A 15,256-nucleotide genomic window follows, 5' to 3' on the forward strand; every position below is an offset into this window, starting at 1 on the left:
AAGAAGAAGGGGGTCACACCAAATGAAGTTGCAAAAAGGATGGAAGCTGCTCAGCACGGCGGCTCTTGTCGCGGTTCTGGCCGTGACAGGTTGTAGTCAGTCGGCAGCTCCGGCTAAGACGGGAGAAGGAACTGCTCCTGCCGCCCAGCCAACAGGCGATGCGGGTGGACAAGCTGACGCGACAGCGCGGCTGAAGCTCAATCTGAAGACAGAACCACCATCCCTCGATCCGCCAAAAGGCTTCGACAGCACCTCCAATGAAGTGCTGAACGCGACGATGGAAGGTCTGGCACGTCTGGACAAAGACCACAAGCCACAGCCTGCCATGGCGGAAAAATGGTCCGTGAGCGAAGACGGGAAGACGTACACGTTTACGCTGCGCGACAGCAAATGGTCCAATGGCGATCCGGTTACTGCGCAAGACTTCGAGTTCGCCTTCAAGCGCATCGTCGACCCGAACAACGCGTTCCCGTCTGCCTTCCTCGCGTATTACATCGAGGGCGCGGAAGAGTACAACAAAGGAACCGGAACCGCAGACGGCGTGAAAGTAAAAGCGGTGGACGAAAAGACGCTGGAAGTGCATCTGAAAGCGCCGGCAGGCTTCTTCCTGCACATCCTCACGCAGCCGACTTTCTTCCCGGTGAACAAAAAAGTGGTGGAAAGCAATCCGAAATGGGCTGAGAACGCTTCGAGCATCGTGACCAACGGCCCGTTCAAAATGGAAGACTGGGTGCATGACCAGTCCGTCAAGCTGGTGAAAAACGACGGCTACTGGGATCGCGACTCCGTCAAATACGCGGGGATCGACTGGGTAATGGTCAACGACGAGAACACGCAATACCAGATGTACTCGACAGGACAGTTGGACATGATCCAGACTGTGCCGAACGACCTGAAGAAAAAGCTGATCGACTCCGGCGAAGCGAAGGTAGAATCCGAGGCAGCCATCTACTACTACCGGATGAACACCGAAATGCCGCCGTTTAACAACGTCAACATCCGCAAAGCGTTCGCCCTGGCAATCGACCGCCAGACACTGATCGACAACGTAGTCCAAGGCAAGCAGGCGCCAGCACTCGCGCACGTGCCATTCGGCTTCCCTGAGCCGGAAGGCGGAGACTTCCGCGAAAAAGGCGGAGATTTCATCAAGGACAACGACATTGAACAGGCAAAAGCCCTGTTGAAAAAAGGGATGGAAGAGGAAGGCTGGACAACTTTGCCGCCTGTAACCATGACCTACAACACGAGCGACGCGCACAAAGCTATCGCGCAAGTTTTGCAAGAAATGTACAAGAAAAACCTCGGCGTAGACGTGAAGCTGGAAAACAAAGAGTGGAAAGTTTTCCTCGATGAGCAGCGCGCTCGCAAGCTGCAATTCTCCCGTTCCACCATTCCGGCCGATTACGGCGATCCGGTCAACTACCTGGAGCTGTTCGTCACCGATCACCCTGGAAACCGCATCAACTACAGCAACAAAGAGTACGACGCCCTGGTAGAAAAAATCCGCAACACCGCAAACGAAACCGAGCGCTTCAAGCTGATGCACGACGCAGAAAAAATCTTCATGGAAGACATGCCGCTTGTGCCAATCTATTTCAGCACAAAAGTATTCATGGACCAGCCGAATGTGAAAGGCATCATTCGCCATCCAGTAGGGACACTTGACTACAAATGGGTAGAGATCGGAAAGAAATAGTAGAATAGACGAAAGACAGGAGCGCAAGGGAATCTTGTGCTCTTGTCTTCACACTACATCTTGGAGCGAGTGTCATGGCGAAAAAAACGATTACGTTTGTTGCGAAAATGGACGAGTTTCTGCAATCCGTCGTCAGTCAATGCCACGAATTGGGGATATCTGAAGACATCCATGTGGAAGCGATCCGCGTCGATCAGCTTCCGTTTCGACCGATTACACCGGGGGCTTTGGTGGTGGTGTCCACGAAAAGCATCGTGCCGCTGGTAGAACCGTACCTGCCTGGCGATTCCGGCATTCTCATCGCCAAGCGCATGCTGCCGTATCACAATTTGCGCGGCATGCTGGAAATTCCGAAGGGAGTCAAGGTGCTTCTGGTCAGCGATACGAAGGAAACCGCCGAGGAAAACGTGGATTTGCTGCGGGCGTCGGGCATGGATTTCGAGCTGTACCCGTATTACCCGGGGGCGGAATACCCGGCAGATATCGAAATCGCGGTCACGCCTGGCGAAGCGGAGCACGTCCCGCCGAACATCCGCAAAGTGGTCGACATCGGGTTCCGGATTATTGACCTGTCCACCTGGATGGCCATCTACTCGCATTTTGACAGTGGAAATTTCCAAAAGGTGACGGCGCGAGCCATGCAATCTTTGGTCTACATCACGAAAGAGCTGAACAACGAGATTCAGCACGCGCACCTTTTGAGCAAATACTTGGAAGCGATCGTCAACCGGATCGAGGATGCGATCATCGCTTTTGATGAAAAGGAACGGATTCGCTTCATCAATCAAAAAGCGATCGAGTCGCTGCACCTGGAAGGCAGGCAAGCGGTAGGAGAGCGCGCAGCCGACTGTCTTCCGTCTGACTTTTACGAGCTGATCCGGCAGTGTGAAGAAAACGAGGACGTGCTGGTAGATTGGGCGAACAAAACCTACTTTTTCCGCAAGATGCACATTGTCATGGAGGGCAGCTTTTTAGGGAGCCTGCTCTTGTTCCGCAAAGCGGCGGAAATCGAAAAGCTGGAGCACGATTACCGCCTGCGCCTGTACAGCAAAGGGCTGGTTGCCAAATACCAGTTCGAGGATATTTACGGCGAGAGCCCCTCTGTGCAAAAGGTGATCCAGATCGCCAAAAAAATTGCCCGGAGCAATTCGACGGTGCTTTTGCTCGGCGAGACGGGAACCGGAAAGGAATTGCTCGCCCAGGCTATCCACAACGCCTCCCCGCGCAGGCGCGAACCGTTTGTCGGCGTCAACTTCGCGGCGATTTCCGAATCGCTTTTGGAAAGCGAGCTGTTCGGCTACGAGGAAGGAGCGTTTACGGGGGCGCGAAAAGGCGGCCATATCGGCTGGTTTGAGCTGGCCCACAAAGGAACGATTTTTCTCGATGAGATTGGCGATGCCAGCGGAGCGATTCAAAATCGGCTGCTGCGGGTGTTGCAGGAGCGCCAGATCATGCGCGTCGGAGGCAGCAAAGTCATTCCGACGGACATTCGCGTCGTCGCAGCCACCAACCAGGACTTGCAGAAAATGGTGGCGGAAGGCTCCTTCCGCGCGGATTTGTACTACCGGCTGAACATCTTGCCGATTCATTTGCCGCCGCTGCGCAAGCGCAGGGAGGACATCCCGTGGCTGGTGCAGCAGTTTGTGAAAAAATACTCGCTCGACTTGCGGCGCCCGCCGTTCACCCTGACGCGCGAAGCGATGAAGGCGCTGGTGGAGTACGATTGGCCCGGCAACATTCGCGAGCTGGAAAACGTCATCGAGTATTTGGCGCATGTCGTCGAGGAAGAAGCGTATGTGCATCATTTGCCGTTTTTAAGCGAAGTGCCGGAAGTGCCGCTGGCAACAGACGGGCTGGAGGAATGGTTCGAGCCGATACGCGCCGAGTACGCGCGGCGAGGCTTTTTGCAGGAGATCATCGCGATTTTGCAGGAGCTGGGAGCGGGCAGCGGCGGCCGTTACTCCTTGATGGAGCAGCTTGGCGAGCGCGGTGTGGCGCTTTCGTCGCAACAGCTTCGCTACCGCTTGAAGCTCATGCAGCAAGACGAGCTGATCCATGTAGGAAAAGGAAGGCAGGGAAGCCAGATTTCCGCCAAGGGCGAATCGTTTCTGGCCTTCCTGCAGCAGAGGAAAGCAGGTGGACAAAAATGAGCGAGTACTGGAAAGAGCAGGCGTTGTTACAAAAAGCAGCGTTTGTCGAAGACGTGAAGGCATTTCTTTCGATCAACAGCATTGAAGATATGACGACCGCAACCGCAGGCAAGCCGTTCGGGGAAGGGGTGGCGGCGGCGCTGGAGTCGCTGCTTGCGCGCGGGGCGCAGGACGGCTTTTGGACGAAAAATCTCGACGGCTACGCGGGCACGATTGAGCTTGGCGACGGCGAAGAGGAAGTCGGCGTGCTCGTCCATATCGACGTCGTCACCGTTGGCGAGGGCTGGACGACTCCGCCCTTTGAGCCGACCATTCGCGATGGCCGCCTGTACGCCAGAGGGGCGCTCGACGACAAAGGGCCGGCTCTGGCCGCCTACTATGCGCTTCGGCTGGTGCGCGATTCCGGGCTGGCGCTCACAAAACGGGTGCGGCTGATTATCGGGACAGACGAAGAGAGCGGCTGGCTGTGCATGAAGCACTTCATGGAGCACGACCGCGTGCCGCCGATCGGCTTTTCGCCGGATTCGTCCTTTCCGATGACCCATGCGGAAAAAGGCCAGATCAACCCGACCCTCACCATCGCTCCCACGCAAGGGAGTGCAGACGGGGAGGGGCGCTTGCGGCTCCTGTCGTTTGTTTCCGGCGATCAAGGAAACAGCGTGCCGGACAAGGCGGAGGCTGTCGTTTGCCTCGGGGCTGCGGCTGGGGAGCAGCTCGCTTTGGCGCAGCTTGCGTCGCAGTGGGAACAATTTTTGCAGGAAAAAGCGACAAGCGGGCGGATGGAGCAGCTTGCGCCAGACAGGCTGAAGTTCACCGTGGCCGGAAAGCCCGCGCATGGCATGGCGCCAGAAGAAGGCGTCAACGCGGGAACGCTGCTCGCCTGTTTCTTGCGGGAGCGGTCGTTTGAAGGTTCTGCCTCTTCGTTTCTTTCGCTCTTGTCAGACATTATTCACGAAGACTATTACGGGCAACGTTTGCAGCTCGCTTGCGAGGACGACGTATCCGGCAAGCTGACCGTCAACGCAGGGATTTTGCGCTACAGCGAGACGGACGGGGGCAGCGTTCGCCTGAACATCCGCTATCCCGCGACTATCTCCTGTGAGGAGTACGTGGAAAAGCTGAAAAAACGGGTAGCGGAGCTGGGCTGGACGATTGATAGTCTGCGCACCTCGAAGTCGCACTACGTGCCGAAAGACCACCCTGTCATTCAAACCTTGTCCAAGGTGTACGAGGAGCATACAGGCCAGCCCGCTACGCTGCTGTCGTCCGGCGGTGCGACTTACGCGAAAATCATGCCGTATGGCGTAGCTTTCGGGCCGTTGTTTCCAGGCAAGGAATCGACTGCGCACCTGATCGATGAATACGTCGAGATCGACGACCTGCTGCGGGCGATGGCGATATACGCCCACGCCATTTACGAGCTGGCCAGATAAACGAGGAGGAACTCCATGTCAAACTACCTGGTGAAACGCGTTTTGATGATGATCGTCACGCTTTGGATCATCGTGACGCTGACTTTTTCCTTGATGCATGCCATTCCGGGAAATCCGTTCGCCTCCGAGTCGGATCAGTTGCCGGAGCAGATTTTGAACAACCTGCGGGCAAAGTACAATCTCGATCAGCCGTTGCCCGTCCAATACGTGCTCTATTTGAAAAACTTGCTGCTGCTCGATCTGGGGCCGTCGATCAAGTCGGACTCGCGCGGCGTCAATGACATGATCGCCGACGGCTTTGGCGCTTCGGCCTGGCTGGGGGCGCAAGCGATCCTGATTGCGCTCGTGTTCGGGATCACGTTTGGCATCGTGGCGGCGCTCAACCGCAACAAGTGGCTGGATTACGTGGCGATGGCCCTGGCAGTACTCGGGGTAGCGATTCCGAGCTTTATTATGGCGCCGCTGCTCATCAACTTTTTTGCGATCAAGCTCCCGGTTTTTCCGGTGGCGACATGGGGCACGTGGATGCATACCGTGCTGCCGTCGCTTGCCCTCGCGTTTGGTCCGGTCGCCGTCATTACGCGGTATATGCGGGCCAGCATGATTGAAGTGATGAACCAGAACTACATCCGCACAGCGGAAGCGAAAGGCATTCCGATGTTCATCATCGTGCTGCGCCACGGAATCCGCAACGCGATTTTGCCTGTCGTGACGTTTCTCGGCCCGTTGATCGCTTCCTTGATTACCGGAACGTTTGTCGTCGAGAAAATTTTTGCGATTCCCGGCATCGGGAAATATTTCGTAGACGGCATTTTTAACCGCGATTATCCCGTCATTTTGGGGACGACCATTTTTTACAGCGCGATTTTGATCGTGACGATTTTTTTGATCGATATCGCATATACGCTGATCGACCCGCGTATCAAGCTGACCAACAAGGAGAGATAGCCTGTGGCGATGGAACAAAGAGTAGACCCGTTATTTCGGCCGCTGACCAAAAATGTGCAGGCGAACGTCATTGCCCGGCCGAGCCTGAGCAACGGACAGCAAGTCATCCGCAAGCTGGCGAAAAACAAGCTGGCAATGCTCGGGCTGTTCATTATCGTCGCGCTCGTGGCGATGGCGATTATCGGACCGAGCCTCGTCCCGTACAGCTACTCGGATCAAAGCCTGCTGACGAAAAATCAGCCCGTGTCGTCAGAGCACTGGTTTGGCACCGATGAACTCGGCCGGGACATGTTCGCCCGGACGTGGTACGGAGCGAGAATTTCCTTGACGATCGGGGTAGTCGCTGCGCTGATCGACCTCGTCATCGGGGTGACGGTCGGCGGGATCGCCGGCTACATGGCCGGGCGCGGCAAACGCGGCGACCGCATCGACACGATCATCATGCGCATCATTGAAGTGCTGTACGGCTTGCCGTATTTGTTGGTCGTCATTTTGCTGATGGTGGTCATGGAGCCGGGCATGTTGACGATCATCATCGCGCTGTCGGCCACCGGCTGGGTCGGGATGGCGCGGCTCGTGCGCGGGCAAATTTTGCAGTTGAAAAACCAGGAGTTCATTTTGGCTGCGCAAGTGCTCGGGGCCAAATTCAACCGGATTTTGCTCAAGCATTTGATTCCGAACACGTTTGGCGTCATTATCGTAAACTTGACCTTTACCATTCCGTCCGCGATTTTTGCCGAGTCGTTTTTGAGCTTTTTGGGACTGGGCGTGCAAGCGCCTGTGGCGAGCTGGGGGACGATGACCAACGACGGGCTGGGCGTCATTTTGACCGGAGACTGGTGGCGGTTGTTTTTCCCGGCGCTCATGATCTCGCTTGTGATGTTCGCTTTTAACGTATTTGGCGACGGCTTGCAGGATGCGCTCGATCCGCGCCTGCGCGACTGATGAGGGAGGGAGAGGAAATGACGATGAATCAGCATCTGCTTATGATCGACAACCTGCGCGTCAACTTCAAGACTTACGGTGGCGAGGTGCAGGCGGTGCGCGGCGTCTCCTTTCACGTAGACAAAGGAGAGACGGTCGCCATCGTGGGAGAGAGCGGCTGCGGGAAGAGCGTCACCGCACAAGCGATCATGGGACTGATCCCCAACCCGCCAGGCAAAATCGTCGGAGGGAGCATCGTTTTCGACGGACAGGAAATCAGCGGGCTTGCGAAAAAAGAACTGCTGGGCATTCGCGGCACGCAGATCGGGATGGTGTTCCAGGACCCGATGACGGCACTCAACCCGACGATGAAGGTCGGAGCGCAAATCGTGGAAGGGTTCGTGCGCAGCCAGAAGGTCACGCGCGAGGAAGCGCGCCAGCGCGCCGTCGAGATGCTCAGACTGGTCGGCATTCCGGACCCGGAAAAGCGGATCGACCAGTACCCGCACCAGTTCAGCGGCGGTATGCGCCAGCGTGTCGTGATCGCGATTGCGCTCGCCTGCCAGCCGCGCCTCGTAATCGCCGACGAGCCGACTACAGCGCTCGACGTGACGATTCAGGCGCAAATTCTCGATTTGCTGAAGCGGCTGCAGGCGGAGCAGGAGCTGTCTGTCGTCATCATTACGCACGACCTCGGCGTCGTGGCGGAAATCGCGCACCGGATGGTCGTTATGTACGCGGGCATGGTCGTGGAGACCGGAACGGTCGAGGACGTGTTCGCCAATCCGCGCCATCCGTACACATGGGGCCTGATGCGCTCCCTGCCGCGGCTGGACGAGGGAGAAAAGCAACGGCTGGTGCCGATTGAGGGAACTCCGCCGGATTTGTTTGATCCGCCAAAAGGCTGTCCGTTTGCAGCACGCTGTGATTTTGCCATGGAAATATGCGACCAGCAGATGCCTGTCACAACCGACTTCGGGTGCGGCCATCAGGCGTCTTGCTGGCTGCACGATCCGCGGGCGCCGCGCATCGAGGAATTGGTCGCCGCAGGGAGGCAGGGAGTATGACAGAAGCGTTAGTTGATGTACGCGATTTGAAAAAGCATTTTTCCATCGGGCCTGGCTTTGACCTGAAAGCGGTAGATGGCGTGTCTTTTACGATTCAAAAAGGCGAGACGCTCGGCCTGGTCGGCGAGAGCGGCTGCGGCAAATCCACGCTGGGGCGGACGATCATCCGGCTGTATGAGAATACGGCAGGAGAAGTGCTGTTCCGCGGGAAAAACGTCCACCAACTGCGCGGCAAAGAAGTGGGCCAGTTCAATCGCGATGTCCAGATGATTTTCCAGGACCCGCAGGCGAGCCTCAATCCGCGGATGACGGTCGAGGATATCATTGCCGAGGGGCTGGACATTCATGGACTCGCCAAAGGCTCGCGCCGGGAGCGCGTCTCAGAGCTGCTTCAACTGGTCGGCCTGCACAAAGACCACGCCCAGCGGTTCCCGCACGAGTTCAGCGGAGGCCAGCGCCAGCGGATCGGCATTGCCCGTGCGCTCGCCGTCGAGCCGCAGTTCATCATCGCGGACGAACCGATCTCGGCGCTGGATGTCTCGATCCAGGCGCAAGTCGTCAATTTGCTGGAAGATTTGCAGCATGATCGCGGGCTTACGTATTTGTTCATCGCCCACGACCTGTCCATGGTCAAGCACATTTCCAACCGGATCGGCGTAATGTACTTGGGCAAAATGGTCGAGCTGGCGGCGAGCAACGAGCTGTACGCCCGGCCGCTCCACCCGTACACGCAGGCGCTGCTTTCCTCTGTGCCTGTCCCCGATCCGACGGTGAAGCGCGAGCGGATCGTGCTGCAAGGCGACTTGCCAAGCCCGGCGAACAAGCCGAGCGGCTGCGGCTTCCGCACGCGCTGCCCGCTCGCCACCGCGCGTTGCGCCGAGGAGGAGCCGAAGTGGCTGGAGGCGGAGCGCGGACATTGGGTAGCGTGCCACTTGATCGAAGCATAAGGAAAAAGGAAAGACTCGGGAAGGACGCCTCGTCAAAAGGGCGTCCTTTTGCGCATGCTGGTGGTGAAGGGCGAGAGATAGCGCTTCTATGTCTCGCTATTTACAATAGTTATTTTTTTACATATAGTAAAGTGATCTGGGCTGAAAGGAAAGTGGGGGAGCGATCGGCCAATCACTGCTCCCCGCTCCCGAAACCAGCCAAAACTGCCGATGTAACGGAAAACAGGAAGAGAGCGAGGACCTGCCATGAATTTTTTCAAAAAGCTGTTTGGCGGTGTGGAAAGCAAAGAAAAGGCAAAGGACGGCACGGCGATATACACCTACAACCAGCAAGCCGCTTTTGAACCGCTCGCCCCGATGCAATACGTGGAAGAGATCGTGACCCACTTTGAAGCGGTGTTTGCAGGCAGAGACAGCAGTGTTTTTCACGAGATTATTTCCGATACTATCCATATTGACGTGAACGTGATGAGCCCTACGGAAGAAGAGCCGTTTTGGGTGTTGTACACAAACGGGATGAGCGATTTGCCGATGACGATTCCGGATGAGATTCAGGAGCAGATGGAAGAGGTGGTCGATCGGGCGGAAGTGATGATGTTTTTGCCCGGCTCCTGGGAACTGACAGAAGAGTCGCTGCAGGATGAAAACAACTACTGGCCGATCCGGCTGATGAAGCAAATGGCGCGGTTTCCGCACCAGTACAATACGTGGCTGGGGTACGGGCACACGATTCCGAACTACGAGAACTATGAGCCGTATGCGGATGGGACAGGCTTAAACGGCGTGATTTTGTTTCAGTTGTCCGAAGAAGTCAGCGTCATTTCGGCAAAAGACGGAACGAGGATTCACGCTTTCTTCTTGCTTCCTTTATATAAGGAAGAAATGGAGTACAAGCTGGAGTACGGCATGGATGCGTTGTTGGAAAAACTGTTTGCCCTGGGCGATGACGCGCTCATTTTAAACCCGAACAGAGCAAATACGTGCAAGTAAAACAAGAGAAAGCTGCCGACCGTGATTTTGGGTCCGTAGCTTTCTCGCGTTTTTAGTCCATGCTGATTTGATAAAGATTGCCTGCATCGAGATCGTGCAGGAGAATGGAGAAGCTTGGTTTCCCCGGGCTTCGCAGCACATAGCCGCCCCAGTCTTTGCCGCCGTGCGCCGTATATCCGCTGACGTCCACGCCAAAAATGGCTTGAATCAGCGGCCTGGTCACGGGAATGGCTTCATCGCGCGCTTTGATGTGATAGTCATCGGTTACATGGGTCACTTTGTACACTTGCCCCGTTTTCGCGCCGATTGTCACCGAATAGCGCCCTTGTTCATTGCTGAGCAGCCACATCTCTTCGCTTTTGTCTGACCGTTTTTCGGCCTCGGAAAAGGACAGGTGGCTGTCGTTGGCGAAACGCTGCAAGGCTGTTTTCGCGATAGAGACTACTTTTGGATCTACGTCTTTCGGGTTGTAATGCAAACGGAAGTCAACCACTCTGTTTGTGGCAAGATCGACGGTGACGTACTGTTGGTCCGCTAGCGGAAAGGAAAAATAGTGCACCCCCGTGCTTTTGAAAAACCGGGCTGTTTGCAGGTGAACCTGCTGGGAAGCTTCCTGGAATGCCTGCTGTGCCGTTTCTGCATATTTTTGCTGGGACGGCGTCAATTCGTTGAGCGCAAATTGGGCGGAGACCGTGCGAACTTCTGTCGTGCCAGGCTGGAACGTCACGATGGCTGCGTAATCTTTCGCGCGCACAATCGTGTATTCCGCTTCTTTTTCAAGCTCGGCAAAAGGAAAGGTTTTCGCAATGCCGCTCGCTGTTTGCACGGCTTTTTGCGCAGCGGCAAAATACGTTTGCTCCTCGGGAGTCAAAGTTGCATGGCCCGCCTGTTCAACCGGAGCGGAAAATGGTTGCAACCAGAAAAAAACGAGCAGCAAGCCGCAAGTAATCAGCCCGTTTGCCATCCAGCCGTAATACCTTTTTCGTTTGTTCACTTTTTCCAGTCGACCTCCTGCTTCGCGCACACCTTCTAGGATCGCCTGGCTTCGTTCCCGGGACAGGCTGGGCTGCGGGAATTGATTCAGCTCTTCCAGGATGATCTGCTCATCTCGTGATGGCATCGTGCATCACCTCCGCAATGGAAACATGCATGTTATTTTGAATTGCCTTCATTGCTCTGTGCATAGTGAGATTGACCTTGGCTTCGGTCCATCCTAAAACCTCCGCCGTCTCCTTGCTCGACAAACCTTTGATTCCGCGCAGGATCAAAACGTCCCGATACGAACGCTTCAACTGATTGAGTATCTCGTACAGCAGACGTTTGTTTTCGCTTAGCTCCAGTGACTCTTCCGGTGTTTTATCGCGGGAAACGAGATGCTGCAAAAAGACATCTGGCAGCCAGTCGATTAGTTTGGCTCGGCGCCTTTCATCAATCGCTACGTTTCGCGCAACGGCAAACAGCCACGTTTTTGGATTCTCAATCATCTCCGCTCGCCGTTGCACAGCTTTCAGCGCACGAACAAAAGTCTCCTGAACCAGATCGTCAATATCGGTTCGCCCGGTATAGTAGACGAGAAAGCGATAGACGTCCTGGCTGTATGCGTGAAACCATTGCTCGATGCGGGCGCCCGTACGCTCATCCAATGTGTTCCACCTCCTTGGCACTGTAAAGACGGATAAGCTGCGGGCAATCTTTCAGTTCCCGCATAAAAAAATGGGAGAGTTCCGAAACGGGGCCGTCAAATCGGTCAGATCGCAGCAAAATCGGGCAGTAGCTGGCGAGTCCCCGCCAAGTGCCAAAGCAAAAAGGCTGCCGACTTGATCGACAGCCTGGAGACGTCGCGAAAAGCGCGGACGTCTTTTTTGCTGGGGAAAATCTTTTTCCCACTCGCAACCGAGCGGTCCTTCCCCCGTAGCCAAACGCTGTTTATAAATAGTAGAAACAGGTAAGTACCAACGAAAAAACGATCATTCCGGTCCCGGAGGAGAGAAACAGGGTCGTTGCCGCTCGCATGGCCACTTCTTTTTTTTGCGCAAAAACGGGGTCGTCTCCCCGCACCAGATCGCTGTCCATCAGCCGTGGCTTGCGGAAAAAGAAGCTTTTCAACTGCTGGAAGCCGCGCAGAAAGATGGTGAAAAAACCGGAGCGGGTCACGACGACAGCACATCCGGCCATCAACAGGACGAGGCCGAACAGAAAGCTCTGGTTGATGTAGGGCAGCAAGGCAGGCGACTGGAAGCTCAAGCCGAGCGCGAAGCTGCTGACGACAGCAAGAACAACAATGAGTACAGGCCATTTTTTCAAGGTGAGTGCACGTCCTTTTTACGATAGGGTAGAAAAGCGCTGGGCCAGTTGGATAAAAGCGTGGACGGCTGGCGAGGCATCGCGCAAGGAGCGGACGGCGACGCCGATTTCGCGTTTCAAAGGCGGCGAGAGCTCGCGTGCGGCTACGGACGAAAGCGGCTCGGGCAAAGTAAGCGCGGGCACGACCGTCACTCCTACGCCGGCTTCGACCATGGCGAGAATGGTAGCGTTGTCCGCCACCTCATAGGCGACATTTGGCGTCAAATTAGCGGCGGCAAAAGCCGAGCCGATCAGAGCTTCACAGCCCGCCATCGGCATGATGAACGGCTCAGCCGCCAACTGGGACAGCGCAAGCTCCTTGGCTGCCGCAAGCGAGTGGCCGACAGGCAGGACGGCCAGCAAAGGGTCGTGCAAAAGCAAGACGCCTTCCAGCTCATCATCTGGCCAGGGAAGAAAGCCAACGTCTACGACGCCTGTGCGCAGCCACTCTTTGATCTCCTGGTAGCTGCCTTCAAACAGCCGCGTGTCCAGCTCGGGATAGGAGCCGTGCAGCGCCTTCAACAGCCGGGGCAACATCTGGACGGAGACGCTCGGAAACGCCCCGATGCGAATCGTCCCGGACAGAGAGCCGCCGTTCGCTTCTGCCGCGATTCGCTTCATCTGGCTGACCTGGTTCAGCACAATCCGGGCCGAGGCGGCGATTTGCTCGCCTGTAGCGGTCAGCCTGACTCCGCCGCGCTCGCGGATGAACAGGGAGATGCCGAGCTCTTTTTCGAGAGAGCGGATCGTGTGGCTTACGCCCGACTGGCTGAGGCCGATTTGCTCCCCGGCGCGGGTGAAGTTGCCCGTGTTCATGACCGCAATGAGTACTTCCATTTGAAACAGCGTCATCAAGGCCGTCGTCCTTCCATGAAGTTTTTATCATGTCTGACATGCCAAAGCTTCATTTTACAAGTCCGGCTCTCCCGACTAAGATGAGAAGCAAGAGCTGCGATCACAGGTGAAAAGGGGAGAGGAAGCGAATGAAAAACATACGTGTCTATCATGTTGACGCATTTACCCGAGAACCATTTGCGGGAAACCCGGCAGGCGTGGTTCCGGATGCAGGTACTTTGACTTTACCGCAAATGCAGAAGATTGCCAATGAGTTGAATCTTCCTGAGTCGGCCTTTTTGCTGCCGGCCGAGCACCCCGAGGCAGATTTTCGCATCCGCTATTTTTCGCCGACCGTCGAAATCGACTTTTGCGGCCATGCGACAGTGGCCTCTTCGTGGGTGCTCGCCACCGGGCTGGGCTGGCTTGCCAAAAGCAGCCGCATCGTCTTTGAAACAAATGTAGGGCTGATTCCGGTCGAGCTGGAAACGGCGGAGGGCAGGCTGCAACGGGTGCAGATGACGCAAATCAAGCCGTCGGTCAAAGAAATCGCGCTCGATCGCGAAGCCGTCGCGCGGATGGTCGGCATCGCCCCTGACGATCTGGACGAGCGCTACCCGCTGAAGCTCGCCTCGACTGGCGGCGTGCACCTGCTCGTGCCCGTCCGCAGCCGCGCGGCGATCGACCAGGCCGAGCCTTTGTTCGCCGAATTGGGCAACCTGAACAAACAGCACGGAATCACAACGACGCACCTTTTCACGACGGATGCGTCCAGCGGTTTCGACTTGTACACCCGCGACTTCGCTCCGGCGATCGGAATTATGGAAGACCCGGTTACAGGAGCCGCGAATGGCGCGTTGGCAGGTTATCTGGCGCTGGAAAAGCTGCTTCCTGCCGGAGAACAGCATCATTTGGTCATCGGCCAAGGCCACGCCATCGACCGTCCGGGAACGTTGTACGTGACGGTAGACACGACTGGGCAGGACCCGGTTGTTCGCGTGGCGGGCGCGGCGCACGTGACGATTGCGGGACTTATGCGCGTGTAGGGAAAAGAAAAGCGAGTGGAAAAGACGTTCCAGGGGCCAGGGGCGTTTTTTTGTTGGAGTTGAGCGCTTTTTGAAAAAAGAGGGAAAAGAACAAATAAAAGATTCATCACCATAACCCGTGCTAGACATTGAAAAAACGCAGATGTTCCTTTATCGTGGGAGTTGTCGAGACAACCACTGAAAAGGAGGAAATCTGCGTTGTGCCTTGATTTTAGCACAGACTTTATCAGACTTCCATCATTCCATCTCACACATTGGGAAAAAACAAAGGAAACGGATTGGATCGCTGTTCTGGAACCGCATTCTGCCTGTCATCTTTGTCCGATCTGCCTCGGAGCCAGTACCAACCATGCACGTCCTGGACGGCGTATTCTTCGTCATCGTTTCGTTCCTTCTTGGGGGACCGTCTGGGTATCCGTTCCCGTGTATCGCCAGCGCTGTGCTAGTTGTATGCTTACATGGACAGTGGAATGGAACGGTATCCCGCCTCGAGGATCCGTCACCTCTGCTTTTCAAGAGATGGCGGTGGATATGTGCCGCAGTCGGGATTTGCTCTCGGTTGCCAAGCAATTGAGTGTGGCCTACTCGACACTCGAACGCTGGTACTACCAACTGGCCCCCCAACGCCTTGCTCAACCAAAAGAACATGAAGCTCCTGAAGTGGTCTGTCTGGATGAGTTTGCTCTGCAAAAAGGACATAAGTATGGCGTGAACCTCATGGATGCTCAAACCGGTCATATCTGGCAAGTCACAGAAGGACGTTCACGTGAACAAGTACGAAACGCGCTGCAGCAATGGCCCTTTCGTAAGGCTCCCCATGTAGTTGTCACGGATTTGGCTCCAGGAATGGCTGAAACCGTACGCCAGGTCTGGAAGCA

The 15,256-nt window shown here is 56.0% G+C and carries 14 protein-coding genes; 10 read left to right on the forward strand and 4 right to left on the reverse strand.

What is annotated here, in order from left to right; all coding sequences use genetic code 11:
• The first annotated feature begins 22 nt into the window (after positions 1 to 22).
• The 8 genes from AC3WQH_RS06540 (at position 23) to AC3WQH_RS06575 (ending at position 10,155) form a co-directional block, all read left to right on the forward strand.
• Complete coding sequence (locus AC3WQH_RS06540) at positions 23 to 1,696, forward strand: peptide ABC transporter substrate-binding protein (protein WP_005833744.1); 1,674 nt, start codon at positions 23 to 25, stop codon at positions 1,694 to 1,696.
• 74 nt (positions 1,697 to 1,770) lie between these two features.
• Positions 1,771 to 3,846, forward strand: coding sequence for a sigma-54 interaction domain-containing protein (locus AC3WQH_RS06545; RefSeq protein WP_005833743.1), 2,076 nt, complete (start codon positions 1,771 to 1,773; stop codon positions 3,844 to 3,846).
• Positions 3,843 to 5,279 (forward strand): dipeptidase PepV, encoded by a 1,437-nt coding sequence (pepV, locus tag AC3WQH_RS06550; RefSeq protein ID WP_005833741.1) that lies wholly within the window; start codon positions 3,843 to 3,845, stop codon positions 5,277 to 5,279. Before AC3WQH_RS06545 ends, pepV begins: the two co-directional genes overlap by 4 nt.
• A gap of 15 nt (positions 5,280 to 5,294) precedes the next feature.
• Positions 5,295 to 6,227, forward strand: a complete 933-nt coding sequence (locus tag AC3WQH_RS06555; RefSeq protein ID WP_005833739.1) for an ABC transporter permease — start codon at positions 5,295 to 5,297, stop codon at positions 6,225 to 6,227.
• A gap of 9 nt (positions 6,228 to 6,236) precedes the next feature.
• Positions 6,237 to 7,172, forward strand: a complete 936-nt coding sequence (locus AC3WQH_RS06560) for an ABC transporter permease (RefSeq protein WP_206699011.1) — start codon at positions 6,237 to 6,239, stop codon at positions 7,170 to 7,172.
• A 23-nt stretch (positions 7,173 to 7,195) separates the two neighbouring features.
• Positions 7,196 to 8,218 carry an ABC transporter ATP-binding protein gene (locus AC3WQH_RS06565; protein WP_026557784.1) on the forward strand — a complete coding sequence of 341 codons (1,023 nt, stop codon included), beginning with the start codon at positions 7,196 to 7,198 and terminating at the stop codon, positions 8,216 to 8,218.
• Positions 8,215 to 9,165: an ABC transporter ATP-binding protein gene (locus AC3WQH_RS06570; RefSeq protein WP_005833735.1), complete on the forward strand. Its 951-nt coding sequence runs from the start codon at positions 8,215 to 8,217 to the stop codon at positions 9,163 to 9,165. Before AC3WQH_RS06565 ends, AC3WQH_RS06570 begins: the two co-directional genes overlap by 4 nt.
• Positions 9,166 to 9,411: 246 nt before the next feature.
• Positions 9,412 to 10,155 carry a suppressor of fused domain protein gene (locus AC3WQH_RS06575; protein WP_290426461.1) on the forward strand — a complete coding sequence of 248 codons (744 nt, stop codon included), beginning with the start codon at positions 9,412 to 9,414 and terminating at the stop codon, positions 10,153 to 10,155.
• A gap of 52 nt (positions 10,156 to 10,207) precedes the next feature.
• Here the strand turns inward: AC3WQH_RS06575 and AC3WQH_RS06580 are convergent, their stop codons facing one another.
• The 4 genes from AC3WQH_RS06580 to AC3WQH_RS06595 all read right to left on the reverse strand — a co-directional run bounded on the left by AC3WQH_RS06580 (position 10,208) and on the right by AC3WQH_RS06595 (position 13,350).
• On the reverse strand, positions 10,208 to 11,275 hold the full coding sequence (locus AC3WQH_RS06580; protein ID WP_492331954.1) for a hypothetical protein: 1,068 nt from the start codon (positions 11,273 to 11,275) through the stop codon (positions 10,208 to 10,210).
• Complete coding sequence (locus AC3WQH_RS06585; protein WP_005833729.1) at positions 11,259 to 11,798, reverse strand: RNA polymerase sigma factor; 540 nt, start codon at positions 11,796 to 11,798, stop codon at positions 11,259 to 11,261. The genes AC3WQH_RS06580 and AC3WQH_RS06585 overlap by 17 nt, the downstream gene beginning before the upstream one ends.
• Before the next feature lie 283 nt (positions 11,799 to 12,081).
• Entirely contained in the window at positions 12,082 to 12,459 is a 378-nt protein-coding gene (locus AC3WQH_RS06590; protein WP_007783343.1) for a DUF3899 domain-containing protein, read from the reverse strand.
• Between the two features lie 18 nt (positions 12,460 to 12,477).
• Positions 12,478 to 13,350 carry a LysR family transcriptional regulator gene (locus AC3WQH_RS06595; RefSeq protein ID WP_026557787.1) on the reverse strand — a complete coding sequence of 291 codons (873 nt, stop codon included), beginning with the start codon at positions 13,348 to 13,350 and terminating at the stop codon, positions 12,478 to 12,480.
• Positions 13,351 to 13,481: 131 nt separating this feature from the next.
• On the opposite strand from AC3WQH_RS06595, the gene AC3WQH_RS06600 reads away from it, so the two are divergent.
• Positions 13,482 to 14,378, forward strand: coding sequence for a PhzF family phenazine biosynthesis protein (locus AC3WQH_RS06600; protein ID WP_007783351.1), 897 nt, complete (start codon positions 13,482 to 13,484; stop codon positions 14,376 to 14,378).
• Between the two features lie 198 nt (positions 14,379 to 14,576).
• Positions 14,577 to 15,256 (forward strand): transposase (locus tag AC3WQH_RS06605; protein ID WP_492331955.1); only part of this gene is annotated, 680 nt, incomplete at its 3' end.

The organism is Brevibacillus sp. FW301-21C12A (assembly GCF_058788915.1).